The organism is Pseudomonas helmanticensis, assembly GCF_900182985.1.
In the GTDB taxonomy this organism is placed as follows: domain Bacteria; phylum Pseudomonadota; class Gammaproteobacteria; order Pseudomonadales; family Pseudomonadaceae; genus Aquipseudomonas; species Aquipseudomonas helmanticensis.
The window spans coordinates 1,589,148-1,610,724 of the sequence record NZ_FXUY01000001.1 but is presented as its reverse complement, the minus strand read 5'-3'; the positions used below and the strand labels follow the sequence as shown (position 1 = coordinate 1,610,724).

At 57.2% G+C, this 21,577-nt stretch carries 23 protein-coding genes; 16 read left to right on the top strand and 7 right to left on the bottom strand.

The window, feature by feature from the left end; translation table 11 throughout:
• The first annotated feature begins 121 nt into the window (after positions 1-121).
• The 7 genes from QOL84_RS07190 to QOL84_RS07160 all read left to right on the top strand — a co-directional run bounded on the left by QOL84_RS07190 (position 122) and on the right by QOL84_RS07160 (position 5,052).
• Positions 122-499, top strand: coding sequence for an Ltp family lipoprotein (locus tag QOL84_RS07190; RefSeq protein WP_074907285.1), 378 nt, complete (start codon positions 122-124; stop codon positions 497-499).
• Positions 500-682: 183 nt separating this feature from the next.
• Positions 683-1,066: a hypothetical protein gene (locus QOL84_RS07185; protein WP_283436726.1), complete on the top strand. Its 384-nt coding sequence runs from the start codon at positions 683-685 to the stop codon at positions 1,064-1,066.
• A gap of 365 nt (positions 1,067-1,431) precedes the next feature.
• A complete protein-coding gene (locus QOL84_RS07180) occupies positions 1,432-1,791 on the top strand; it encodes a DUF6124 family protein (protein WP_008087957.1) in 360 nt (119 codons plus the stop codon).
• Positions 1,792-2,097: 306 nt separating this feature from the next.
• Positions 2,098-3,423: a hypothetical protein gene (locus QOL84_RS07175; RefSeq protein ID WP_283436725.1), complete on the top strand. Its 1,326-nt coding sequence runs from the start codon at positions 2,098-2,100 to the stop codon at positions 3,421-3,423.
• A complete protein-coding gene (locus QOL84_RS07170; protein ID WP_129393045.1) occupies positions 3,423-3,803 on the top strand; it encodes a hypothetical protein in 381 nt (126 codons plus the stop codon). Before QOL84_RS07175 ends, QOL84_RS07170 begins: the two co-directional genes overlap by 1 nt.
• A 54-nt stretch (positions 3,804-3,857) precedes the next feature.
• Positions 3,858-4,178: a hypothetical protein gene (locus tag QOL84_RS07165; protein ID WP_283436724.1), complete on the top strand. Its 321-nt coding sequence runs from the start codon at positions 3,858-3,860 to the stop codon at positions 4,176-4,178.
• Between the two features lie 514 nt (positions 4,179-4,692).
• On the top strand, positions 4,693-5,052 hold the full coding sequence (locus tag QOL84_RS07160) for a DUF6124 family protein (protein ID WP_283436723.1): 360 nt from the start codon (positions 4,693-4,695) through the stop codon (positions 5,050-5,052).
• Positions 5,053-5,290: 238 nt separating this feature from the next.
• On the opposite strand, the gene QOL84_RS07155 is transcribed toward QOL84_RS07160, so the two are convergent.
• The 3 genes from QOL84_RS07155 to QOL84_RS07145 all read right to left on the bottom strand — a co-directional run bounded on the left by QOL84_RS07155 (position 5,291) and on the right by QOL84_RS07145 (position 6,882).
• The gene (locus QOL84_RS07155; RefSeq protein ID WP_283436722.1) at positions 5,291-5,632 is read right to left on the bottom strand and encodes a hypothetical protein; all 342 of its coding nucleotides are present in this window, start codon (positions 5,630-5,632) and stop codon (positions 5,291-5,293) included.
• On the bottom strand, positions 5,629-6,252 hold the full coding sequence (locus tag QOL84_RS07150; RefSeq protein ID WP_283436721.1) for a lysozyme family protein: 624 nt from the start codon (positions 6,250-6,252) through the stop codon (positions 5,629-5,631). The genes QOL84_RS07155 and QOL84_RS07150 overlap by 4 nt, the downstream gene beginning before the upstream one ends.
• Before the next feature lie 132 nt (positions 6,253-6,384).
• A complete protein-coding gene (locus tag QOL84_RS07145) occupies positions 6,385-6,882 on the bottom strand; it encodes a PAAR domain-containing protein (protein WP_283436720.1) in 498 nt (165 codons plus the stop codon).
• A gap of 677 nt (positions 6,883-7,559) precedes the next feature.
• Between QOL84_RS07145 and QOL84_RS07140 the strand changes: the two genes are divergently transcribed.
• Complete coding sequence (locus tag QOL84_RS07140) at positions 7,560-7,919, top strand: DUF6124 family protein (protein ID WP_283436719.1); 360 nt, start codon at positions 7,560-7,562, stop codon at positions 7,917-7,919.
• Between the two features lie 160 nt (positions 7,920-8,079).
• On the opposite strand, the gene QOL84_RS07135 is transcribed toward QOL84_RS07140, so the two are convergent.
• The 4 genes from QOL84_RS07135 to gspI form a co-directional block, all read right to left on the bottom strand.
• On the bottom strand, positions 8,080-8,469 hold the full coding sequence (locus tag QOL84_RS07135; protein ID WP_283436718.1) for a hypothetical protein: 390 nt from the start codon (positions 8,467-8,469) through the stop codon (positions 8,080-8,082).
• 154 nt (positions 8,470-8,623) lie between these two features.
• On the bottom strand, positions 8,624-9,193 hold the full coding sequence (locus tag QOL84_RS07130; protein ID WP_283436717.1) for a LemA family protein: 570 nt from the start codon (positions 9,191-9,193) through the stop codon (positions 8,624-8,626).
• Positions 9,194-9,196: 3 nt separating this feature from the next.
• On the bottom strand, positions 9,197-10,300 hold the full coding sequence (locus QOL84_RS07125) for a hypothetical protein (RefSeq protein WP_283436716.1): 1,104 nt from the start codon (positions 10,298-10,300) through the stop codon (positions 9,197-9,199).
• Positions 10,301-10,624: 324 nt separating this feature from the next.
• The gene (gspI, locus tag QOL84_RS07120) at positions 10,625-10,999 is read right to left on the bottom strand and encodes a type II secretion system minor pseudopilin GspI (RefSeq protein WP_283436715.1); all 375 of its coding nucleotides are present in this window, start codon (positions 10,997-10,999) and stop codon (positions 10,625-10,627) included.
• A 147-nt stretch (positions 11,000-11,146) separates the two neighbouring features.
• Here gspI and gspG point away from each other — a divergent pair, with 147 nt between their 5' ends.
• The 8 genes from gspG (at position 11,147) to QOL84_RS07080 (ending at position 21,433) form a co-directional block, all read left to right on the top strand.
• A complete protein-coding gene (gene gspG / locus QOL84_RS07115; protein WP_122590699.1) occupies positions 11,147-11,605 on the top strand; it encodes a type II secretion system major pseudopilin GspG in 459 nt (152 codons plus the stop codon).
• Between the two features lie 8 nt (positions 11,606-11,613).
• Complete coding sequence (gspK, locus tag QOL84_RS07110) at positions 11,614-12,573, top strand: type II secretion system minor pseudopilin GspK (protein ID WP_283436714.1); 960 nt, start codon at positions 11,614-11,616, stop codon at positions 12,571-12,573.
• A complete protein-coding gene (gene gspL, locus QOL84_RS07105) occupies positions 12,570-13,745 on the top strand; it encodes a type II secretion system protein GspL (protein WP_283436713.1) in 1,176 nt (391 codons plus the stop codon). The genes gspK and gspL overlap by 4 nt, the downstream gene beginning before the upstream one ends.
• Positions 13,738-14,286 carry a type II secretion system protein GspM gene (gspM, locus tag QOL84_RS07100; protein ID WP_283436712.1) on the top strand — a complete coding sequence of 183 codons (549 nt, stop codon included), beginning with the start codon at positions 13,738-13,740 and terminating at the stop codon, positions 14,284-14,286. The genes gspL and gspM overlap by 8 nt, the downstream gene beginning before the upstream one ends.
• A complete protein-coding gene (gspD, locus tag QOL84_RS07095; RefSeq protein ID WP_283436711.1) occupies positions 14,283-16,655 on the top strand; it encodes a type II secretion system secretin GspD in 2,373 nt (790 codons plus the stop codon). The genes gspM and gspD overlap by 4 nt, the downstream gene beginning before the upstream one ends.
• 604 nt (positions 16,656-17,259) lie before the next feature.
• On the top strand, positions 17,260-18,666 hold the full coding sequence (gene gspE, locus QOL84_RS07090; RefSeq protein WP_283436710.1) for a type II secretion system ATPase GspE: 1,407 nt from the start codon (positions 17,260-17,262) through the stop codon (positions 18,664-18,666).
• Entirely contained in the window at positions 18,666-19,874 is a 1,209-nt protein-coding gene (gspF, locus tag QOL84_RS07085) for a type II secretion system inner membrane protein GspF (protein ID WP_283436709.1), read from the top strand. Before gspE ends, gspF begins: the two co-directional genes overlap by 1 nt.
• Before the next feature lie 452 nt (positions 19,875-20,326).
• Positions 20,327-21,433 carry a substrate-binding domain-containing protein gene (locus tag QOL84_RS07080; RefSeq protein WP_283436708.1) on the top strand — a complete coding sequence of 369 codons (1,107 nt, stop codon included), beginning with the start codon at positions 20,327-20,329 and terminating at the stop codon, positions 21,431-21,433.
• Positions 21,434-21,577 lie beyond the last annotated feature (144 nt).

Sequence of the window (21,577 nt, the reverse complement as noted above, 5' to 3'; positions counted from 1 at the left end):
CCAGGTGAAAGCCGAGGAAATTCGCTGAGTTCCCTCAAAGGGACGTGTCATCTAAAGTTAACCCGTAAAACAAGAATATTAAGGCCGTTAAAGGCGCTGCATGGGTTCTGGAGATATCTCGATGAATTTTTTGAAAGTAATATTGGCCGTCACTTTTTTTGCTGCTGGGCCCTCATGGGCTGGAGATTTGACTGGACCTCAAAATAATGCAGTCAGATCAGCGAAGCAGTATCTCAGCATGACGGGCTTCTCACGGAATGGGCTTATTCATCAGCTTTCATCTGATGCTGGAGAGGGTTTCGATGTTTCTGACGCTACGATAGCGGTGGACAGCATGAACATTGATTGGAACCAGCAGGCGGTGAGGTCTGCGAAGCAGTATCTCAATATGATGGGCTTCTCGTGCAAAGGCCTCATTAAGCAACTTTCCTCGAGTGCTGGAGAAAAATACACTGTGGACCAAGCAACCTACGGGGCAAAACATGCAGATGGTTGCTGAAAAATGGCGTGGTTCAAACGATAGTTACATTGGAATAATCGAATCCGCCTACAACCATCGTTCTAGGCCGTTGGGCTGAAATAGCAAGATGTTGACCAATGTCACCACGAAGCATAGTTTGCCCGTGCCGATTTGGCTCGTGCCGCTGCGGACAACGTGAACCAGTAGGAAATGGGTGGATAAATGTTAACTATAGATTATGTCAAAAGTCTTGTAGATAGACATCAAAAAAAAGCGGCAGAACATATCGAGCTTCTAAAGGCTAAAAAAGATGGTGAAGTGAGTATTTGGCTTCGGGAAGAGGGCGTTGTCTTGTATTGGTCTCATGCAGAAGTTGCGTATTTGCCTTTAAATAGTCTCGATTATATTAATAATTACTTGAAGTGTGTGAAGGTGACAGCTTTCATTGGGGAGTTAGATAAAGTTAAAGGTGCAGATCCAGGAAAACTGGAGGAATTATACTTCGAGAACTTATCTTGCAGTTGGAGAAGACAAGGTATTGCACGTTCGGAAATTTCGAAAGATAAGGCATCTGAGGAGTTTCTGGATCGAGTCTTTAAATTGTAAGGTTCTGATAAACACCAACGTTTAAAAAGACATTTCCAGACACTCTCTCAGGCTACACACCCTTGCGCCTTTGCCTACAGCTACGCCAGAATCCGCCGGCTTGTGGGCTTTGTACCTGGTCTATATCGTCTATGGGTCGCTGGCAACCCAGCGACCGGGTTTAGCGACCTGACCAGGTATAAGTACAACGACGCTCCAGTTTGTCGCAGACGTTTGCGACGACGATATGGTGGCTGTGCGTGGGAGACCTTCGGGTCTGCCGGGTCTTATACCTCTCGGTTCGCTAACCCGCGTACAGCTGCCACCCTTACTTGTTTAGCGACAGGTGCTGGTGGTTCCACCAGGTATAAATTTGGAGCTTCACCATGATCAAACCAACACCCAACCCACCCGAAACCGCCTCGGTTTCCCCCTACGAATCCATCGATTCAAAAAAACTCCACGAAGCCGCCGACCGCGCGCTCGACCATTATCTCTGTCCACCCGGTTCCACGCCGCCCCCACGTAAAAACCGTGGGATGTACGCCGTGACGGCGGACAACAAAACCGAAGAACTGCTGGTCGATGCCAGTGCAACACTCGCTTCGGCCAAAACCATCGCCCAGAACGTCTCCAGCCTGTTGCCGGCATCACAGCGCCATGCGCTGGCGGGGATTGCGCAGTTGATCATGCTTGGGGAGTTGGCGGTGAATCGGGCGTTGGATAATTTGCAATTGCCGGAGTGATGCGGGTGCCGGGATCACCTGGTGATTGATCGGGTGTTCATTCTGGCGCCTTCGCGAGCAGGCTCGCTCCCACAGGGTTTTATGCTGATTGCAGATGCTGTGTACGACGCTGATACCTGTGGGAGCAAACATTGGCGACGGATCTATTTTCTGCCCCACCCAGTACCGCCTTAAAACATTGATGATTTGAGCGCGGCGTCTGCAAGTCAGAAAACCGGATTTTCCCTACAACGAACACCGATCCATCCTGCATTCAAACCTGAGTCCGTTCGCCAAAGTTCTGCGTTTTCAGAACGGGACACGGACGTGACCAGACTCATCCCACAAAGCGAGGTCCATGGCCAGCGAGAGCAGATCCTCGATTCCTATCAATCCATGGAACATTTCCGACAGGCATTGAGTCGCCCGGACGACTTGCCCGGATTCGACGACTTGTTAAACGCCATGGGCCTGCATCGTTCCAACTACATGCAAGGCGCGAATGAGCAAAAACTCATCGATGCTGTGCGTAACGGTGATTGGGCACTGGTGAAGCCACGCATGGCTACAGACAACGGCGGCGCCTCCTGGAATGCCTTCAACCCCAAACCCGAGCCTCCTCCTGCACAACACTTGGTGGAGGAACACGCCTACACCTTGCCGCAACCGGCTGAATCGGGTTTCCACATCGTTCAGAAACCCATGACGCTCGAGGCGCTTGAACGGGAGTTGTACGAAATCAGTCCCGGCGACTCACTGCGTCGCGAATTCCGTTCACTCAATCGACATCTCGGTGAGCGGGTCAAGCCTGGGCAAATGGTCTTGTTCAGCGACTCACGTAACTACATGTGCCGGCGCGAAGAAGCACAGATGATGGCCGCTGCGGAGAAGGTGAACGAGGCGTTGAAAGACCTTTCGGATGAAGAAGCTTCGTTCATGGTTGAGCATCATGAGGTCATTGAGCCGTTTCTGGAGGTGTCGGCAGGCACATTGGGCGTTGCGTCATTCATGATTGGGCAGCATCTGGAAGGATTGAAAAACACCCTCAAAGAGTTGGAGCATCTGCATCAGCAGCAATACACCCAACATCGCCATCTGCATTCGCCGGAGTTCTTTGCCAAACGCAAACGTCTGATGGCGAAACTTGATGCGAGCCTTGGGCCGCTGGTACGCAAGGGCACCGGTTTGCCAGATCAACCAAAACTCAAACGTGCACTGGGATTGTCCAGTCGCCGAATTGTTCACCGATGGGGCAAAGCAGGCGCACCGGCAAAACTGCCCGGATATGCAACTAACATTGCGGGCGTTGCCAGAGCAGCGAAGTTCATGAAGGGAGGTGGTTATCTCGGCATAGGTCTGCAACTGGGCGCATCCAGCTCAAAAATCTACGAGGTCTGCGCGTCCGACCGCGAGGCGGAATGCAGGCAAGTGAGGTTTGTAGAGGGAGGGAAAATGGTCGGCGGTACCGCTGGAGCTCTTGCAGGTGGATATATCGGAGGGAAAGTAGGTTTGGCGGTATGCGCGAAATTGAAAGGAATGGGAAAACTTGTGTGTGTGCTTGTGGTCGGTGCGGCAGGGTCCGTGGAGACAGGAACTCAGATGACGGAGCTAGGAGAGTTATTGGGGCAAGAAATTCATGAGTATTCCGAGTAATGGAAATCACCAGCACAGTATTTGCCTGGGCATGTGGGGCGCAGATCGTGATGGGCGTGATCAACTGCGCAATGATTTTCTACGCCGTTTATACAAAACTCGACGCTCTGGAAAAACACTTTGATGAGTGGCTGTATCTATCCATGGACTGTGGTTCATCAGGGGGAAGTTTTTACTCGAGAACTCAGCGGATGACCGCTGTCAGTCGGTTGATTACGTCCAAGAGTATCCAACGGCAGGAACCCTTGCTGATCGACGCCGTTCAACGCCTTCCCAGAGGACTCAGGTTCTGGGCGACGTGTCCGTTTCATGTTGGCTATTTCGTGTGCGGCGGGACGTCACTGCTTTGGCTGTATGGGAAATACAGAGGTTTTTTGTAATGGGGCAAAAAGAAAATCAGTCCATCGGTGAGGTCGTTTACGAAGACTCTCCCCATGACTGAAATCAAACTTCTGTTCGCCGCCACCGGCATTGCGTTACTGGTGCTGGTCATCTCCAACGTTCTGGTGATGATCTATGTCGGGTATTTCAAGCTTTCCGAAATTGAATTGCACCTTGAAAATTGCTTCCTGCTCCACAACTGCCCGCAGATGGGACGTTCTGGTTTTTTGGCGCGCAGGTACAGGCTCAATCTGATCACTGCGTTACTTCGTAAACGTCCTTCGCGCCTGTTGCCGGATAATCCGGGTGCCCTAGAAGATGTCCGGAGCCTTCCGCTGAATTGCGGCGGTGGGTCGAAATTCCATATCGATTGAATGCATTTTCTCTGCTGGGAATTCTGGCTTTGTATGGTTGGGCGGAATATTTAGGACTGTTCGAGTAAGCACCAGGCTAGCAATCTCGCCATTTTCTTACGTCTGTTGGGATAAGGGGACGGATCTGTTGCTGGTGCGTGACGAAATGAGGTCTCGATAAACGCCAACGTTTAAAAAGACATCTCCAGACACTCTCTCAGGCTACACGCCCTTGCGCCTTTGCCTACAGCTACGCCAGAATCCGTCGGCTTGTGGGCTTTGTACCTGGTCTATATCGTCTATGGGTCGCTGGCAACCCAGCGACCGGGTTTAGCGACCCGACCAGGTATAAGTTCAACGACGCTCCAGTTTGTCGCAGACGTTTGCGATGACGATATGGTGGCTGTGCGTGGGAGACCTTCGGGTCTGCCGGGTCTTATACCTCTCGGTTCGCTAACCCGCGTACAGCTGCCACCCTCACTTGTTTAGCGACAGGTGCTGGTGGTTCCACCAGGTATAAATATGGAGCTTCACCATGATCAAACCAACACCCAACCCGCCAGAAACCGACTCGGTTTCCCCCTACGAATCCCTCGACTCAAACAAACTCCACGAAGCCGCCGACCGCGCCCTCGACCATTACCTCTGTCCGCCCGGTTCCACACCACCGCCACGTAAATACCGTGGGATGTATGCCGTTACGGCGGACAACAAAACCGAAGAGCTGCTGGTCGATGCCAGTGAAACACTCGCTTCGGCGAAAACCCTCGCGCAGAACGTCGCCAGTCTGTTGCCGGTGTCGCAGCGCCAGGCGCTGGCGGGGATTGCGCAGTTGATCATGCTCGGGGAGTTGGCGGTGAATCGGGCGTTGGATAATTTGCAATTGCTGGGTTGATGCGCGGGGCGGGGTCACCTGCTGATTGATGGGGTGGCCGTTCTGGCGCCTTAGCGGGCAAGCCCGCTCCCACAGGGTTTTGTGTTGGTCACGGGAATCGTGTTCGGCGCTGAAACCTGGGGGGACTGGTTATTGAGGCGCGTCGGGGCACTCTCGGGTCCATCAAAAAAACGGGACTGATTTATTCCATAAAATAAATCAGTCCCCTTTGTTATCACTTTGTTGTTGATTTCTGGTTTCAATCCTTTTCAGGGCATTTGAAGTTCCAGGAATAAACTTTCATGTCTTTGACTTCTTCGCCGACAGTTCCTACACCTAAACAATCTCCGTTCTTGATGTAGTTGAAGCTGCAGAAACGGACGCCCTCCGTGCAAGACTCGATTTCAGTGAAGCCTTTTCTTTGGATGACGTTTTCAACCCCGAACTCACCTGAGTAAGACGGATTCGGCTTCCAGCCATTTTTGATCAAAGCTTTTCGGGCTTTAGAAAAGGGCATTCCCTCTTTGATAGGAACGTCTGCTGCGCTTGAAAATAAACTGACGCAACATAAAAGGCTGATAACTAATATTTTTAGTTTCATTTAACAGTACCGCCAAAGCCTCTATATATTTTTTCTACTTCGTCGTACTCAGTATAAGGTTGGCCGGAAGGCTTTCCATTGACTGGTCGATTTGCCAACCCCGGCCCCATAGGCAACGCTTCCCATTTTTTTGATGCTTTTCCAACTGCAGTTTTTAAGTCGCCACCGATCAGCGGTTCGATGGCACTCACGTTCCGCAGGAGTTCAACGGCAATCAAGTCCTGCGTTCCGGGGCTAAAGTCAGATAGCCCCATCGCTTTGATGGAGAGTTCCGACCATGTGACTTTCGTGATTTGGTACCTTCCAGAAGCTGTGGTTGAACCACCATAACCTGGTCCTGGGTGAGTAGACTCATCACTGAATGTCCACTTCCCGGATTTCCAGCCAGCTGCCCAACCATATCCAAATTTCGCGTGATAGTCGCCACCCTCGACTTTTGCCAACGTATCCAGAAAGGCCTTCACATTTTTATTCTTTAAGAACTCCGCATTCTCGGCACGCCTCTTTTGTTGCTTTGCGTCTACGGATACAGCTTTAGGGCTGGAGTCTTTGACAGGCGTCACCGTTCTGGTGGCTACAGATGACATTTTTCGGCCGTTTTTGCTAATGACTTCAGCCATGAGGAAAACTTCCGTTATTCTCTTTGACGCTCTGCTGGTGGCTGTTTTGGAGAGTGAAAATAAAGAAGTTTATGGTTTTGGCCATGGAGCCTTGTACACGGTAGTTTTTTTGAGTTGCATCTACATCCATTTTCAATCCTCCAAAAACAGTTGGATCGTTTCCGCGAGGTGCGAGCTAATTACGTGCGTATACCCCATTGAATCGCTGACACCGTGCTCAATGCTGCCGTCAGCTCGCTGAATGGCGTAATCAAGATTAGCTAACGGCTCCCCTGACTCATCGTCAATAAGCCTGAACTTGTCGCTGAAGTGCACGGGCATCGACGTCAGACCGCTGAAAGGCGCTGATACGACGGTGTCGCCAATGATGACCGTGCCGGAGCCACCTACAACTACGTTGCCGTGGCCACCGGTACTGTCTTTGGTCGCAGCATTCAGCCCATTGATAAAAACCGTCGAGCTGACCGCTCCGGTGATCGGGCTACCGCACGCGGATTTATCGGTCATTCGAGCGGCGGCAAGTCCGTCGAAATTCACATTGGGAGAGCCGCTGACAATAGGGTTTGTGCCATGCCCGGGGAGCGGGCAATTGGTTGGATCTGTAACTCGCGCAGCAGGTTTTCCACTCATGAATTGTTCCTTTTCAAAGTTTCAGTTTTCCTTGACCGGAATGGAGTCGATATGGGAACGAGGGGTATCGGCCGCCAAAATAATGCGGGGTGTCCAGCGTTTAAGCGCGAAGAAAAGGGCGTGTCCTTGGAGGGGCGCATAAAGTTTTACTGTCCATGTAAATGTGCTGCGCGCAGCATGCCCGAGGCAGGCGGCGCGCTCAATATCTACTTACAAATTATTGGTTGACTGCTTGATATGGTTGCGAAGCGGGGCGAGCAGGGGGAATCCTTGGCAACAGGTGATGGGATCGATTTTAGACGGCAGGACGCGATGAGACGCGATAAACACCAACGTTTAAAAAGACATCTCCATACACTCGCTCAGGCTACACACCCTTGCGCCTTTGCCTACAGCTACGCCAGAATCCGCCGGCTTGTGCGCCTTGGGGGCGGGTTCTATTGTGGTGCGGTCGCTGACGAATCAGCGATCGGATTTGACCGTCCGCCCAATATCAAGGCGCGCCAGCGTTCTGCACGTGTTCAGGCATTGTCTGAAATCATGTCGCGGTGGCTGTGCGTGGGACACCTTCGGGTGTGCCGGATTCCTTGATGTCCGGTCGGTCAACCCGCGCACAGCTGCCACCCTGTTTGTTTGACCGCGAACGGTGGCGGCTCCAGTCATCAAGGAGCTTCACCATGATCAAACCAACACCCAATCCGCCCGAAACCGACTCAGTTTCCCCCTACGAATCCCTCGACTCAAACAAACTCCACGAAGCCGCCGACCGCGCCCTCGACCATTACCTCTGTCCGCCCGGTTCCACACCACCGCCACGTAAAAACCGTGGGATGTATGCCGTGACGGCGGACAACAAAACCGAAGAACTGCTGATCGATGCCAGTGAAACGCTCGCTTCGGCCAAAACCCTCGCGCAGAACGTTGCCAGTCTGTTGCCGGCATCGCAGCGCCAGGCGCTGGCGGGGATTGCGCAGTTGATCATGCTGGGGGAACTGGCGGTGAATCGGGCGTTGGATAATCTGCAATTGCCGGGGTGATGCGCGTATCGGGATGACCTGCTGATTGATGGGGTATCCGTTCTGGCGCCTTCGCGGGCTAGCCCGCTCCCACAGGGTTTTGTGTTGGTCACGGGAATCGTGTTCGGCGCTGAAACCTGTGGGGGCTGGTGAGCTACTGTCCTGCGCCGTTTTCGTGTGGTTATTGAGGCGCTTCAGGACATTCGCGGGTCCATCGCGTCACCGTCATGTCATTGAACTGCTCTCCGATGGTATCGACGCGTAGGCACGTGCCTTTCTTCGAGTAGTACAAGATGCAGCGCGAGCTATCAAACGAGCAGGTATCCAGTTCGATGAACTTGCGTGCAGCCAGCTCTTTCTCCGCGCCGCTGTATTCATAGCCGTCGGTGGTATGCATCGGCGTTGGCTTCCAGCCTTGTTTGACTAGCCTGGACTTGGCGGCAACCAAACGCTCACCGACGACGATGCCTGCTGGCCCGCTCTTGTCGTTTGGCGCCTGTGAGCCATTGGCAAACGCTGCGCCGATTCCCGTGCAATAAAGTGCGACAAGTACGAGGGTTGAAGCCTTCAATTGACAGTTCCTCCAGCCGGTTTTGAGGCTCGACAAAGATTCTGGGTGCTCGGCGTAAGGTTGGTTCGCCCGGGAGAGTCAGTGGCGGATTTATTTTAAGAGGGAGGGGTCGACCATCACCCGCAAGGGTGATGGGTGCGACGGATCACGCAGGTTAGAAATTCGGCGTGTAAGAGAAACCTTGCGAGGCTTCGATATCGGAGAACGGTATTACCGGCGCTTTCTGGTTGAACAGGCCGTTGACCACCGAGCCTGGGAACATTTCGATGGAGTTGTTGAACAGTTCGACGTTGCGGTTGTAGATGGTGATGGCCGCGCCGACGTTTTCTTGTTGTTCGGCGATTTCACGCATCATGTTGTTCGCGGCTTCGGATGCTTTCAGGTCAGGGTAAGCTTCAAAAGCGACGCGCAGGCCACCCATCAGTTCCTTCGAGGCGAGTTCAACTTTTCCGAGGGCATTGCCGTCCGCTCCGGCAGGAAGGGCGTGGACCGCGCTGCGAAGGCCGGTGATTTTTTCGAGGAGGCTGGTCTCAAAGACCATGAAGTCGGCGAGTACCTTTTGCAGCTGATCGAGCACTTTGGACTTCTGGCGTTCGTAAACGAGGACGTCCGACCAGGCACGTTGTACTCGGTTGTGTCCGCCAATAATGCCGTTGTAGATGCTGATGCCCGCGATGATTATGACGACAGCAGTCACAGCGCAGAGGATGAGGATAATGTCCATGGCTTACTTCTCCTGGAGGTTTTTTTGAGGTGAGGCGCTAAAGTTGTCATCGTGCAGTTCACTGAGGGCATGGCTCCATTGGAGCGCAGACATCAAGCGCGGCAGTTCAACACCCGCATCTACTTCTGCGTAGAACTCGTTGGGTGAAGACAGCGAATATTGAGTACCGTACGTGAGCAGGTCGCTGCTGGCGAAGCTGAGGCAGAGCTTGCCACTGTCGGCGAACTCCAGGTTCGGAACCTGAAGTACGTTGAATACCTTCAGCAAGTGCAGCACTGTCGAAGGTTTGATGAACTTCGCACAGATAATCTCGCTGCTACCCGTCAAACAGAACGCTTTATTAAAATCCGGAGATGCTGTGTCCATGGGGCTCGGATAGTCGTTCTGTTTGTGATCATCAGATCTGACCGATATGCCGGCAACCCATGGAAAGTCGATGACCAGACTGTAGCGGTCGTAGTGGTCATAAACCACGCGAGTTACCGTTTTGGTTTTTCCGTCTTTATCGGTCACCGTGGTGTGCACCGTCCGTCTGTTGACGTAGTGCAGTTGGTGGTACGTATAAGGGAGCTTGCGCAGCGTGCCGGTAAATACCCCCCGAATTGACGTGACCACCTCACGGCTGTAATTGCCCCGTTTGTAATCGCCAAACTGCGCGTCCAGCTTGTTCAGGGTCACGCGCTTGTCTTCTTCCAGTCCGGTCAATCCGTTGTGGAAGTAGGAGGACAGTCGAGCAATTTTGTTGCTGAGTGAAGGCAGGCGATTAGATTGGGATTTCATCCGTATCAAACTGCCAACGACAATCACGAGGCCAAGAAAACCAATGGCCATGCCGAACATGACGGGATCAATTTCCAGCTGGTAGAAAAAAACCGCGACGGTGTAGGTGTTCGCAAACCAACAAAGGGCGACAGTGCCCGCAATCAATAACAGGCCGGTGCCGAAAAACCACCATGCGCGTGTGTAGTTGAATTTGAGCGGGCCGTTGTACGAGACGAACGCTTGGATCGTCTTCAATAGGTCGGCATTGGATTCAGCCGTGGCAAGACTGGCTTCGCTGTCAACCAGCAATCTGTTTAATCTCGCGTTCTGCGATGTGTTGGGCATGTCAGGTATCCATTGATTCAGGGATGCCTGGTGCGGGAGCAATGGCCCGGATTGAGGTTTTGGCGCTATTCATGATCTGTCAGAAGTTTGAAAAAGGAGAGGAAGATACCATTGTCAGGCAATGATGGCTTCTGGCCTTTTTAAGAGATAGGCGATGACATGTGGGACGTGTTTGCTGTCTGGCACACCGCTATCGCCAGCAGGGGTTTGAGACCTGTAGGAGCTGCCGAAGGCTCGGGCCGCGATCGGACGATCTTTTGACCCTGCCCTTCAAAAAACAAAATCAAAAGATCGTCCGATCGCGGCCCGAGCCTTCGGCAGCTCCTACAGGGGGCGGGTTAGCAGGGTTTCTAGTTTGGCCAGTGGCGGGGCGTCTTGGTTGCGGTCGAATACCTGGATGGCGATTTTGAGTAGGCGGCCATTTTCGGCTGGGCCGATTTGCTGTTCGCAGCGCAGCGATAGTCGGCCTTGGTCGCAATCGATAGCTTTCATTCCTAACGGTAGTTTGCCTTCCAACCGCAACTCCGCCATCCGACTCTGCGCCGCAATCATCGCCACCGACCGATCCCTTAAAACCCCGCTGCTCTGCGTCATCAACCCCGCCACGCGCACGGCCGCCGACATGGCCACGGCAATAATCGCCAGCGCCACCAGCACTTCAATCAGGGTGAAACCTGCTTCTCGGGAACGCGCACGCATAAGTGGCCCAAAGCCAAAGCACAGCCCCCGACGCTAACCCGCGTGCTTGACGGCTTGACGACGAAAACTCCCGAGGATTTTCAACATCCCTGACATATCTTCTTGCAACACTGCGCGTCGAATCGAATCTAGCCAGGGAATGTCGAGATGGATATCGCACCGTGCACACCGCTTCAACCATTGCCGCGCAAGCCCCGGGGTCAACGGGGTTTTACCCTGATCGAGATCATGGTGGTCGTGGTGATTCTGGGGATTTTGGCGGCGATGGTGGTGCCGAAGGTGCTCGACCGCCCGGATCAGGCGCGGGCGACGGCGGCGAAGCAGGACATTGGTGGGTTGATGCAGGCGTTGAAGTTGTATCGCCTCGATCACGGTACTTATCCGTCGATGAATCAGGGTTTGAAAGTGTTGGTCGAGCGTCCGGCGGATGCGAAGAACAGTAACTGGCGTTCGTATCTGGAGCGTTTGCCGAACGATCCGTGGGGCCGTCCTTATCAATATCTCAATCCGGGTGCCAACGGCGAGATCGACATCTTCAGTCTCGGTGCCGATGGTCAGCCTGACGGCGACGGCGTGAATGCCGATATCGGTTCCTGGCAGTTGTAAGGCCGGCCATGAACAGCCGTTCGCCGCACCGGGCGAAGGAACAAGGCATGGCGATTATCAGCGCGTTGCTCATCGCCGCTGTGGTGGCGGTGATTGCCGCTGGCATGCTTACGCGCCAGAGCATTTCGACGCGCAGTCTTGAGGCCGATCAGCAGCGCGTGCAGGGGCGTTGGGTGGTGCAGGGCGGGTTGGAAATCAGCCGGCAATTATTGTGGGACGCGCGCCAGCGTGATCCGTTGACGCGTCTCGATCAGCCGTGGGCGCAGCGCTTGAACGCGCAGGGTTTTGAAGGGCGGCTGGAGGATGAGCAGGGTAAGTTCAACCTGCGCAATCTGGTCGCCAACGAGCGGGTCGATGAGGCGCAGGTGCAGACGTTTCAGCGCTTGTGCGAGTTGATCGGGGTCAACGCCGGATTGAGTCAGCGCATCAGCCAGCGGGTCATCGCCTCTTATCCGCGATTGTCGAATCCGCAGATTGCCGAGAGCAGTAAACCCGGGTTCGACAGCGGTCGGGCGACGTCGCCGAATGCTTCGCGCAAGCCGCAGAATCCGACGCTACCGATGTTGCGCAGCCTCGATGATTTGCGCAGCGTCGACGGTGTGAATGACGCGGTCATCGGCAAACTCGCGCCGTACCTGACGGTGATTCCGGCAACCACTTGGCTCAATGGCAACACGGCCACCGCGCCGGTGTTGGCCGCTTATGTGCCGGGGCTCTCGCTGGAGCGCGCGCAGGCCATGATCAATGAGCGCGATGCCGGTCGCTGGTTTATCAATCGCGGTGATTTCGTCAACCGCTTGCGCATGCCGCAACTGGAAATCACCAGCGTCAAAGTCGGCATCACCAGCGACTGGTTTCGCCTGCGTGGCGAAGCGCGGCGCGATCAGCGCCGGGTCAGTCTGGAGGCCTTGCTGCATCGCAGTCAAGATCGGTTGCCGCAAGTGATCTGGTCGCGGGTGGGCGTATGAGCCAGCTCAGAATTGCGCTGCCGCCATTGGCCGAACTCGATCTGCACAGTGAACTGCGTTGCGCCTGGCTGGACCGCCAAGGGCAGGTTAGTCGCGAGGATCGGCTCAGCCTCAGCCAATTGGCGCAGACGCCGAAATTGCCGCCGCTGGTGTGTTTTCTGCATCCGCTGGACAGTCTGTTGGCGAGCATCGATTTGCCGCCATTACCGGCCAACAAGATCGCCGCCGCCGTGCAATGTGCTGCGCAGGCGTTGATGCTTGGCGACAGCAACGCGATGCATATCGCCCACGGTCCGCGTGACGAAGCGGGGCAGGTGCAGATTGCCTGGGCGCCGCGTGAGCGCTTGCAACTGCTCGGGCAGATGCTCAAGCACAGCGCGCAGAACCTGCGCGGTCTGTATCCGGCGCCGTATGGTTTGCCGGTGTTGCCGGGGACGGTTGCCTGCGTGCAGGACGATCATCTGTTGCTGCGCGAAAGTGTGCAGACCGCGCGGGTTCAGCCGCTGTTCGAGGACGGTGTCGATAGCGTTCTGTGGCAGCCGGGGACTACGTTGCACTGGATCGGTGATCAAGCGCCGTCAACCGAGGAAGTGCCGATGGCCGATGCCCAGCGCTGGACCGGGCCATTGCCGGGCTGGGGTTTGCACGGCGCGGTTCAACAGCCGCGCGGCGAGCATCGCGGTTGGGGACGGGCGATCGGTCTTTGCGTGTTGGCCGTGGCGGTGTGGGTGATTGGTTTGAACCTGTATGCCGCTCGCGAAGCCAGTCAGGGCCAGCAGCTGAAAACGCAAATGAACCTGCGGGTAAAACAGGCTTTTCCCGAGTTGCCGGTGATCCTCAATCCGCTGCAACAGGCCCGCCAGCAATTGGCCGCGCGGCAAAAAGGTGCGGCGGATGATCCGGCGCAGACCTTCAATCGCCTGGTGTTGCAGGCTGGCAGCGGCATGCCGTCCATGGCCGGCAGCGTTGAGCAATTGTCGTTTGTCGACGACACCTTGCAGTTGCGCCTGCTCAGCGAAGCCCGGCGCATGGGCAGCGACAAGGAATGGCAAAGCGCGCTGGCCCAGGCCGGCATCAGCGTTACCGCCGATGACGACGGCTGGACCTTGCGGCCGTCCGGCGAAACCAGCGCAACCGAAAACGATGACAGCAGCGGAGCAGAAGATGAATAAGGCATCGCTGGCGGTTTATCGCGCCCGGTGGCAGCGCTTCAACGCTCAGTTGCAGGCGCGCTGGCAGCCCTTGGCGCTGCGCGAGAAACGCATGATCGCCGTGATGGCGATCGCGCTGTTGAGCCTGCTGGTCTGGGTTGCTTTGATCCAGCCACCACTGAAAAAAATCGCTTATTGGCAGGCTGAATCGCCCAAGTTGCGGGCGCAGACCGAAGCGCTGGAAGTGCTGCTGCGTGACGTGGTTGTACGGCCGGACGGGCAAGGCGTCGGCGCGTCACTCGAACAAACGTTGCAGGCCAGCGGCCTCGGCGGGCATTACCAATTACAGGCTGCGGATGGCGGCGCATGGCAGTTGAGTTTCGACGCCGCGCCGGCCGATGCGCTGCTCGACTGGCTGTTGAGCCAACCGTCGCAACTTTCTCTGCAAGTGGTCGAGGCCCGGTTGCAACGCGCCGACAACGCTTCGACCGAAGTCACTGCCGGCACTTTGTCGGGCACCGTTCGCATGGATCAGGCGCTGGGCGCTAAGGAAGCTTCATGAAGGGGTCAGGATCCAAACCGGCACGTCTGGCATTGCCGATGTTGCTGATGGCGCTGAGCGCGTGCAGCAACACCAACGCGCCACAACACCAAGCGCCGTTGCTGGTCGACAGCGAACTCGGTCGACCTTTGGCCAACACCCAGCGCAGCGGCGATGCGGTGGCTGATCGCGAGCGGGCGCAGGCCCAGGCGCGGCCGGTGCCCAAGCAACTGCACAACATCAGTAAAACCGCGCGCACCGGCGCCGTTGCGCCGAGCAGTCCGGTGGCGAGCAATCCGTTGGGCAATCAGCCGGTGACGCTGAATTTTGTCGATGCCGATATTCAGGCGGTGGTGCGCTCGTTGTCGCGTTCCAGTGGTCAGCAGTTTCTGGTCGATCCACGGGTCAAGGGCACTTTGACGCTGGTGTCGGAAGGTCAAATTCCGGCGAACCAAGCCTACGACATGTTGCTGGCGTCGTTGCGCATGCAGGGTTTCAGTGTGGTCGATGTCGGCGGTGTCGCGCATGTGGTGCCGGAGGCTGATGCGAAGTTGCTTGGCGGGCCGGTCTACAGTCCCGGCAAACCCGCCGGCAACGGCATGCTCACGCGCACCTTTCGTTTGCAATACGAGAACGCGGTGAACCTGATTCCGGTGCTGCGCCCGATCGTTTCGCCGAACAATCCGATCAACGCCTATCCGGGCAACAACACCATCGTCGTCACCGACTACGCCGAGAACCTCAACCGTGTGGCGCAGTTGATCGCCGGCATCGATACCCAGAGTGCAATCGACACCGATGTGGTGCAGATCCAGAACGGCATCGCCGCCGATATCGCGCCAATGGTCGCCGAGTTGCTCGATGCGCCGGGCAATGATCCGACGCAGAAAATCGCGGTGATTGGTGATCCGCGTTCCAACACCATCATCATTCGCTCTGGCAGCCCGGAGCGCACGGAGCTGGCGCGCAACCTGATCTACAAACTCGACAATGCGCAGAGCAATCCGAGCAATCTGCATGTGGTGTATTTGCGCAACGCGCAGGCGGCGAAACTGGCGCAGGCGTTGCGTGGGTTGCTCACGGGTGAGAGCGATAGCGGCAGCAGCGACAGTGCGCGATCGGTGCTGAGTGCGATGGGCAGCAACAGCAATTCCAATGGGCAGAGCGGCCAGACTGGCAGCCAGACCAGCAGCGGCACGACATCCACGACCAACAGCGGCAGCACGGGCGGCAGTTATGCGCAGGGCAGTAGCGGTTCGACCGGCAGCGGCAGTGGCGGCGCGCAGAACAGTGAGCAGAACGTTGCGTTCAGTGCTGGCGGGGTGACGATTCAGGCGGATGCGACTACCAACACGTTGCTGATTTCCGCGCCGGAGCCGGTGTATCGCAATCTCCGTGAGGTGATTGATTTGCTTGATCAACGCCGTGCGCAGGTGGTGATTGAGAGCTTGATCGTCGAGGTCGGCGAGGACGATGCCAGTGAGTTTGGCGTGCAGTGGCAGACTGGCAATCTCGGCGGCAATGGCGTGATCGGTGGGGCGAATCTGGGTGGCTCGGGGATCAATCTCAACGGCAAGACCAGCATTGATGTGTTGCCCCAGGGGCTGAATCTGGGTTACGTCAACGGCACCGTCGATATCCCCGGGATCGGCAAGATTCTTGATTTGAAAGTGCTGGCGCGGGCGTTGAAGAGCAAGGGCGGCACCAACGTGTTGTCGACGCCGAATCTGCTGACCCTCGACAACGAAGCGGCGAGCATTTTTGTCGGCCAGACCATTCCGTTTGTCAGCGGTAGCTACGTGACTGGCGGCGGGGGTACGAGTAATAACCCGTTCCAGACGGTGACTCGTGAAGAGGTGGGGCTGAAGCTCAACGTGCGTCCGCAGATATCCGAGGGCGGTACGGTGAAGCTCGATATCTATCAGGAGGTCAGCAGCATTGACGAGCGCGCTTCGAACAGTGCGGCGTCGGCGGGCATCGTTACCAATAAACGCGCGATCGATACCAGCATTCTGCTTGATGACGGGCAGATCATGGTGCTTGGCGGTTTGCTCCAGGACGGCTACAGCCAGAGTAATGATGCGGTGCCATGGCTGAGCAGCATTCCGGGAATCGGCGCATTGTTTCGCAACGAGCGCCGGGCGATCACCAAGACCAACCTGATGGTGTTCTTGCGCCCGTACATCATTCGCGACAGCGAAGCGGGGCGCAGCATCACTCTGAACCGCTACGACTTCATGCGCCGCGCCCAAAGCGGTTTGCAGCCGGAACGCAGCTGGGCAATGCCGGACATGCAAGCGCCGCAATTGCCAACGGCCGCGCAGGGTGTACCAGCGGCATTACCCACCACCGGCCCCCGCGCCACCATCAAAGCAGTACCCATCCAATGACCCCCACATCCATGAGTGGAATGCCAACTGTGGCGAGGGGGCTTGCCCCCGTTCGGGGACGAAGCCCCCGCAAGCACGGTGTACCCGGTATGTCTGTGGGAACTGGATTGCGGATTTTGGGGCTGCTGCGCAGCCCAGCGGGGTCAAGCCCCCTCGCCACAGATTCCGGACCTGTAGGAGCTGCCGAAGGCTGCGATCTTTTGACTTTGCTCTTCGGCGAACTCAACCGGGCACAGATCAAAAGATCGCAGCCTGCGGCAGCTCCTACAGGGGATCGGGGTTGGTTTGCAGTCGAAGATGGTGCCGATTCAATGACGCCTACCACCATGAGTGGAATGCCAACTGTGGCGAGGGGGCTTGCCCCCGTTCGGGGGCGAAGCACCCGCAAGTGCGGTGTACCCGGTATGCCTGACGAAACTGGATTGCGGATTTTGGGGCCGCTGCGCAGCCCAGCGGGGGCAAGCCCCCTCGCCACAGATTCCGGACCTGTAGGAGCTGCCGAAGGCTGCGATCTTTTGACTTTGCTCTTCGACGGACTCAACCGGGCACAGATCAGAAGATCGCAGCCTGCGGCAGCTCCTACAGGGGATCGGGAGGGTTTTAGATGAGTGTTTTGCCCTATGCCTGGGCCAAGGCGCAGCGGGTTTTGTTGTGTGATGGGGTGTTGACGGTGTGTCCGTCGACGCCGGGTTGGTCGATCAGTGAAGTGCGCCGTCAGTTCGGTGCGGCGCGGCTGGAGCGGGTGCGTGATGACGAACTCGACGGTTTGCTCGCGGCCGCTTACGCCGACACAGGCAGCGCAGCGGCGGTGGTCGGCGCGGCGGAAAACGAGGTCGATCTCGATCGGCTGATGCAGGACATGCCGGAAATCACCGACCTGCTCGACACCCAGGACGGCGCGCCGGTGATCCGCATGATCAACGCACTGCTCACGCAAGCCGCGCGTGATGAGGCCAGCGACATCCACATCGAACCCTTCGAAACCCATTCGGTGGTGCGCTATCGCGTCGACGGAACCCTGCGTGACGTGGTCTCGCCGCGCAAGGCTCTGCACGGCGCGCTGGTCTCGCGGATCAAGATCATGGCGCAACTCGACATCGCCGAAAAACGCCTGCCGCAGGACGGTCGCATCGCTCTGCGCGTGGCCGGTCGGCCGATCGACATACGCGTGTCCACCGTACCGACAGGCCATGGCGAACGCGTGGTGATGCGCCTGCTCGACAAACAGGCCGGACGCCTGCACCTGGAAACCCTGGGCATGGACGCGCAAGTGCTGGCCAAACTCGATCACCTGATCCGCCAGCCCCACGGCATCGTCCTGGTCACCGGTCCCACTGGTAGCGGCAAGACCACCAGTCTCTACGCGGCACTGGCGCGGCTCGATGCGAGTACCAGCAACATCCTCACCGTTGAAGATCCCGTTGAATACGACCTGCCAGGCATCAGCCAGATTCAGGTCAACGCCAAGATCGACATGACCTTCGCCCTCGCACTGCGGGCAATTCTGCGCCAAGACCCGGACATCATCATGATCGGCGAGATCCGCGACCTCGAAACCGCACAAATCGCTGTGCAAGCCTCGCTGACCGGTCACCTGGTGTTGGCGACCTTGCACACCAACGACGCCGTGTCAGCGGTCAACCGCCTGATCGACATGGGTGTCGAGCCGTTCCTGCTGGCCTCATCGATGCTCGGCGTACTGGCGCAGCGGCTGGTGCGCCGCCTGTGCAATCAATGCAAACAGCAAGACCCGGCAACCCCCGGCACCTGGCGCCCGGTCGGTTGCGCGGCGTGTAACCAAACCGGCTACAGCGGTCGCACCGGTATCCACGAATTGTTCTGCATCGACGACGACATCCGCACCCTGATTCACCAAGGGGCAGGGGAGCAGGCCTTGCGCGCATCCGCCGCGAAAGCCGGGATGTTCAGCCTGCGCGAGGACGGTGAGCGCTGGATCCGCAGCGGCGCCACCGCCCCTGAAGAAATCCTTCGTGTGACACGGGACGCCTGATGAATCGCTATCGTTTTGAAGCTGCTGATGCCACTGGCAAGATCGAATCCGGGCACCTTGAGGCGGACAGCCAGAGCGCCGCTTTCACAACATTACGCGGGCGCGGGTTGACCGCATTGTCGGTGCACAAGGAGAGCAATGTCGCCCAACACGGCGGCGGATTGTTCAGCGCCAAACTCTCGGACAACGATCTGGCCTGGGCGACACGCCAACTCGCGAGCCTGCTCGGTGCGAGTCTGCCGTTGGAAGCGGCGCTCAGCGCCACGGTCGAGCAGGCCGAGAAAAAGCACATCGCCCACACCCTCAGCGCTGTGCGCGCCGATGTGCGCAGCGGCATGCGTCTGGCGGAATCACTGGCGGCGCGGCCACGGGACTTTCCCGAGATCTACCGCGCACTGATCGCGGCCGGGGAAGAGTCCGGCGATCTGGCGCAAGTCATGGAGCGGCTCGCGGATTACATCGAGGAGCGCAACAACCTGCGCGGCAAGATTCTCACCGCGTTTATCTATCCGGGCGTGGTCGGGCTGGTGTCGATCGGCATCGTGATTTTCTTGCTCAGTTACGTGGTGCCGCAGGTGGTCAGTGCGTTTTCCCAGGCGCGGCAGGATTTGCCGGGGCTGACCTTGGCGATGCTAAACGCCAGTGATTTCATAAGGGCGTGGGGCTGGTTGTGTGCGGCGATCATCGCAGGCGCGTTCTGGAGCTGGCGCCTGTATCTGCGCAATCCAGCGGCACGCTTGAGTTGGCATCATCGGGTGCTGAAACTGCCGTTATTCGGGCGGTTTATCCTCGGTCTGAATACCGCGCGTTTCGCCTCGACGCTGGCGATTCTCGGCGGCGCCGGGGTGCCGTTGTTGCGCGCACTGGAGGCGGCACGGCAGACGCTGTCCAACGATCGCCTGAGCCTGAGCGTCAGCGATGCTACGGCCAAGGTGCGCGAAGGGGTCAATCTGGCCGCTGCGTTGCGGGTGGAGAACGTCTTCCCGCCGGTGTTGATTCACCTGATCGCCAGCGGCGAGAAAACCGGGTCACTACCACCCATGCTTGAGCGCGCGGCGCAAACCCTGTCGCGCGATATCGAGCGGCGGGCAATGGGCATGACTGCATTGCTGGAGCCGCTGATGATTGTGGTCATGGGCGGGGTGGTGTTGGTGATTGTGATGGCGGTGTTGTTGCCGATCATCGAGATCAATCAACTGGTCCAGTAGTGGTGTTGTTGCACAGGGCCTCATCGCGAGCAGGCTCACTCCTACAGGGGTACGCATTTCAAATGTAGGAGTGAGCCTGCTCGCGAAGGGGCCAGTCAGGGCAATAAATAATCCAGATTTTTTCCAGGGCTTCAGCATCACCCGACCCTCAAAAGAACCATCCTCGGGTTCTCCTTTCTGTCATTTGCAACCACCCGCCAACGGCTCCAGCCCGATTCCGCCAAACCCCCAATCCAGACGCGCCGCCGGCCAGCGCAAACACCCGAGAAAATCCCTTCAGAAACACCTCGCAGCTCCCGAGGTTTTTTCCTTTATCTGTCACCGGAACCTGCGAATTTCTCAGTGCGACTTCACCACGGCCAACGCCAGCGAGGGCCCGGTGAGTCTTCCCAGTGTCATGCAAGCAACCCCGAAAGCCTGTGTTCACAAACCAGTTGAAAAGGAGATTCTTCATGTTCAAGCGCACTCTGATCGCCGCCTCTCTGACCGTCGCCGCTCTGGCTTCCGCTCAAGCCATGGCCGTTACCGGTGGTGGTGCAACCCTGCCAGCGTCTCTGTACAAAGGTTCTGCCGACAGCATCCTGCCAGCCAACTTCAGCTACGCCGCCATCGGTAGCGGCGGTGGCAAGACTGCTTTCCTGAAGAACAACCCGGCGGGCTTCGGCACTACCGGCACCGTGCACTTCGCCGGTAGCGACTCGATCCTCAGCGCTTCGGAACTCAGCACCTACACCACCGAATTCGGTGGTTCGTACGGCCCGCTGATCCAACTGCCTTCGGTGGCCACTTCGGTTGCCATCCCGTACAAAAAGGCCGGCCAGACTGCTCTGAACCTGACCAGCGCTCAGCTGTGCGATGCTTTCTCCGGCGCTAAAACCACTTGGGGCGCTCTGCTGGGCACGGCTGACACCACCCCGATCCGCGTGGTTTATCGCAACGTTTCCAGCGGTACTACGGAAATCCTCACCCGTCACCTGAACTCGGTTTGCTCGAGTCAGTTCGTGACCAACTCGACCTTCACTGCCGCTCGCGTCGGTGGCGGCGCTCTGCCTACTGGCTGGGTCGGCGTTGCCAACACTTCTGATGTTGCCACTGCCGTTAACGCGGTTGATGGCTCCATCGGTTATGTCGGTCCGGACGGTGTCGACGCTACCAGCAACGCTGTCGTTGCTCGCGTAAACGGCGTTCAGCCAACGTCGGCCAACGTCACGCTGGCACTATTGTCGGCGTCCGCGCCTTCGACTGCAGCCCAGGCCGCAAACCCTGCCAACTGGTCGCCAGTGGTGCCTAACCCGACTTCCGGTTACAAACTGGCTGCTTACACCAACTTCATCTTCGGCCAGTGCTACAAGGATGCAGCCGTGGCCGCTGACGTTAAAGCGTTCCTGACCACCCACTACAGCAACCCGGGCAATAACGCCGCGACTCAGGCTCACAAATTCGTCGCTGTGCCTACCGCCTGGAAAACCGCTGTAACCGCCAACTTCATCACCAACTCGTCGGGCAACAACCTGGACATCAACAACGCCAGCGTCTGCAACGCTATCGGTCGTCCTTAAGCTCAGACTGCCGTAACACAAATGACGGCAACCTTCGGGTTGCCGTCATTTTTTTTGCCCGACTACTCCTCGAACATGAAGTTTGTGTGACATCCGTTCGGTCGCGGCCCTCGCCAACGGCCTATGTCGTAACAGCAGGTTTTT

Excerpts from the sequence above, each read along its gene's own strand:
- QOL84_RS07130 (WP_283436717.1), bottom strand. The coding sequence starts at position 9,193 with ATGGACATTATCCTCATCCTCTGCGCTGTGACTGCTGTCGTCATAATC.
- QOL84_RS07145 (WP_283436720.1), bottom strand. The coding sequence starts at position 6,882 with ATGAGTGGAAAACCTGCTGCGCGAGTTACAGATCCAACCAATTGCCCG.
- gspL (WP_283436713.1), top strand. The coding sequence starts at position 12,570 with ATGAGCCAGCTCAGAATTGCGCTGCCGCCATTGGCCGAACTCGATCTG.
- QOL84_RS07165 (WP_283436724.1), top strand. The coding sequence starts at position 3,858 with ATGACTGAAATCAAACTTCTGTTCGCCGCCACCGGCATTGCGTTACTG.
- QOL84_RS07125 (WP_283436716.1), bottom strand. The coding sequence starts at position 10,300 with ATGCCCAACACATCGCAGAACGCGAGATTAAACAGATTGCTGGTTGAC.
- QOL84_RS07190 (WP_074907285.1), top strand. The coding sequence starts at position 122 with ATGAATTTTTTGAAAGTAATATTGGCCGTCACTTTTTTTGCTGCTGGG.
- QOL84_RS07160 (WP_283436723.1), top strand. The coding sequence starts at position 4,693 with ATGATCAAACCAACACCCAACCCGCCAGAAACCGACTCGGTTTCCCCC.
- QOL84_RS07185 (WP_283436726.1), top strand. The coding sequence starts at position 683 with ATGTTAACTATAGATTATGTCAAAAGTCTTGTAGATAGACATCAAAAA.
- gspM (WP_283436712.1), top strand. The coding sequence starts at position 13,738 with ATGAATAAGGCATCGCTGGCGGTTTATCGCGCCCGGTGGCAGCGCTTC.
- gspF (WP_283436709.1), top strand. The coding sequence starts at position 18,666 with ATGAATCGCTATCGTTTTGAAGCTGCTGATGCCACTGGCAAGATCGAA.
- QOL84_RS07180 (WP_008087957.1), top strand. The coding sequence starts at position 1,432 with ATGATCAAACCAACACCCAACCCACCCGAAACCGCCTCGGTTTCCCCC.
- gspG (WP_122590699.1), top strand. The coding sequence starts at position 11,147 with ATGGATATCGCACCGTGCACACCGCTTCAACCATTGCCGCGCAAGCCC.
- QOL84_RS07080 (WP_283436708.1), top strand. The coding sequence starts at position 20,327 with ATGTTCAAGCGCACTCTGATCGCCGCCTCTCTGACCGTCGCCGCTCTG.
- QOL84_RS07170 (WP_129393045.1), top strand. The coding sequence starts at position 3,423 with ATGGAAATCACCAGCACAGTATTTGCCTGGGCATGTGGGGCGCAGATC.
- gspI (WP_283436715.1), bottom strand. The coding sequence starts at position 10,999 with ATGCGTGCGCGTTCCCGAGAAGCAGGTTTCACCCTGATTGAAGTGCTG.
- QOL84_RS07155 (WP_283436722.1), bottom strand. The coding sequence starts at position 5,632 with ATGAAACTAAAAATATTAGTTATCAGCCTTTTATGTTGCGTCAGTTTA.
- QOL84_RS07140 (WP_283436719.1), top strand. The coding sequence starts at position 7,560 with ATGATCAAACCAACACCCAATCCGCCCGAAACCGACTCAGTTTCCCCC.
- gspE (WP_283436710.1), top strand. The coding sequence starts at position 17,260 with ATGAGTGTTTTGCCCTATGCCTGGGCCAAGGCGCAGCGGGTTTTGTTG.
- QOL84_RS07150 (WP_283436721.1), bottom strand. The coding sequence starts at position 6,252 with ATGGCTGAAGTCATTAGCAAAAACGGCCGAAAAATGTCATCTGTAGCC.
- gspD (WP_283436711.1), top strand. The coding sequence starts at position 14,283 with ATGAAGGGGTCAGGATCCAAACCGGCACGTCTGGCATTGCCGATGTTG.
- gspK (WP_283436714.1), top strand. The coding sequence starts at position 11,614 with ATGAACAGCCGTTCGCCGCACCGGGCGAAGGAACAAGGCATGGCGATT.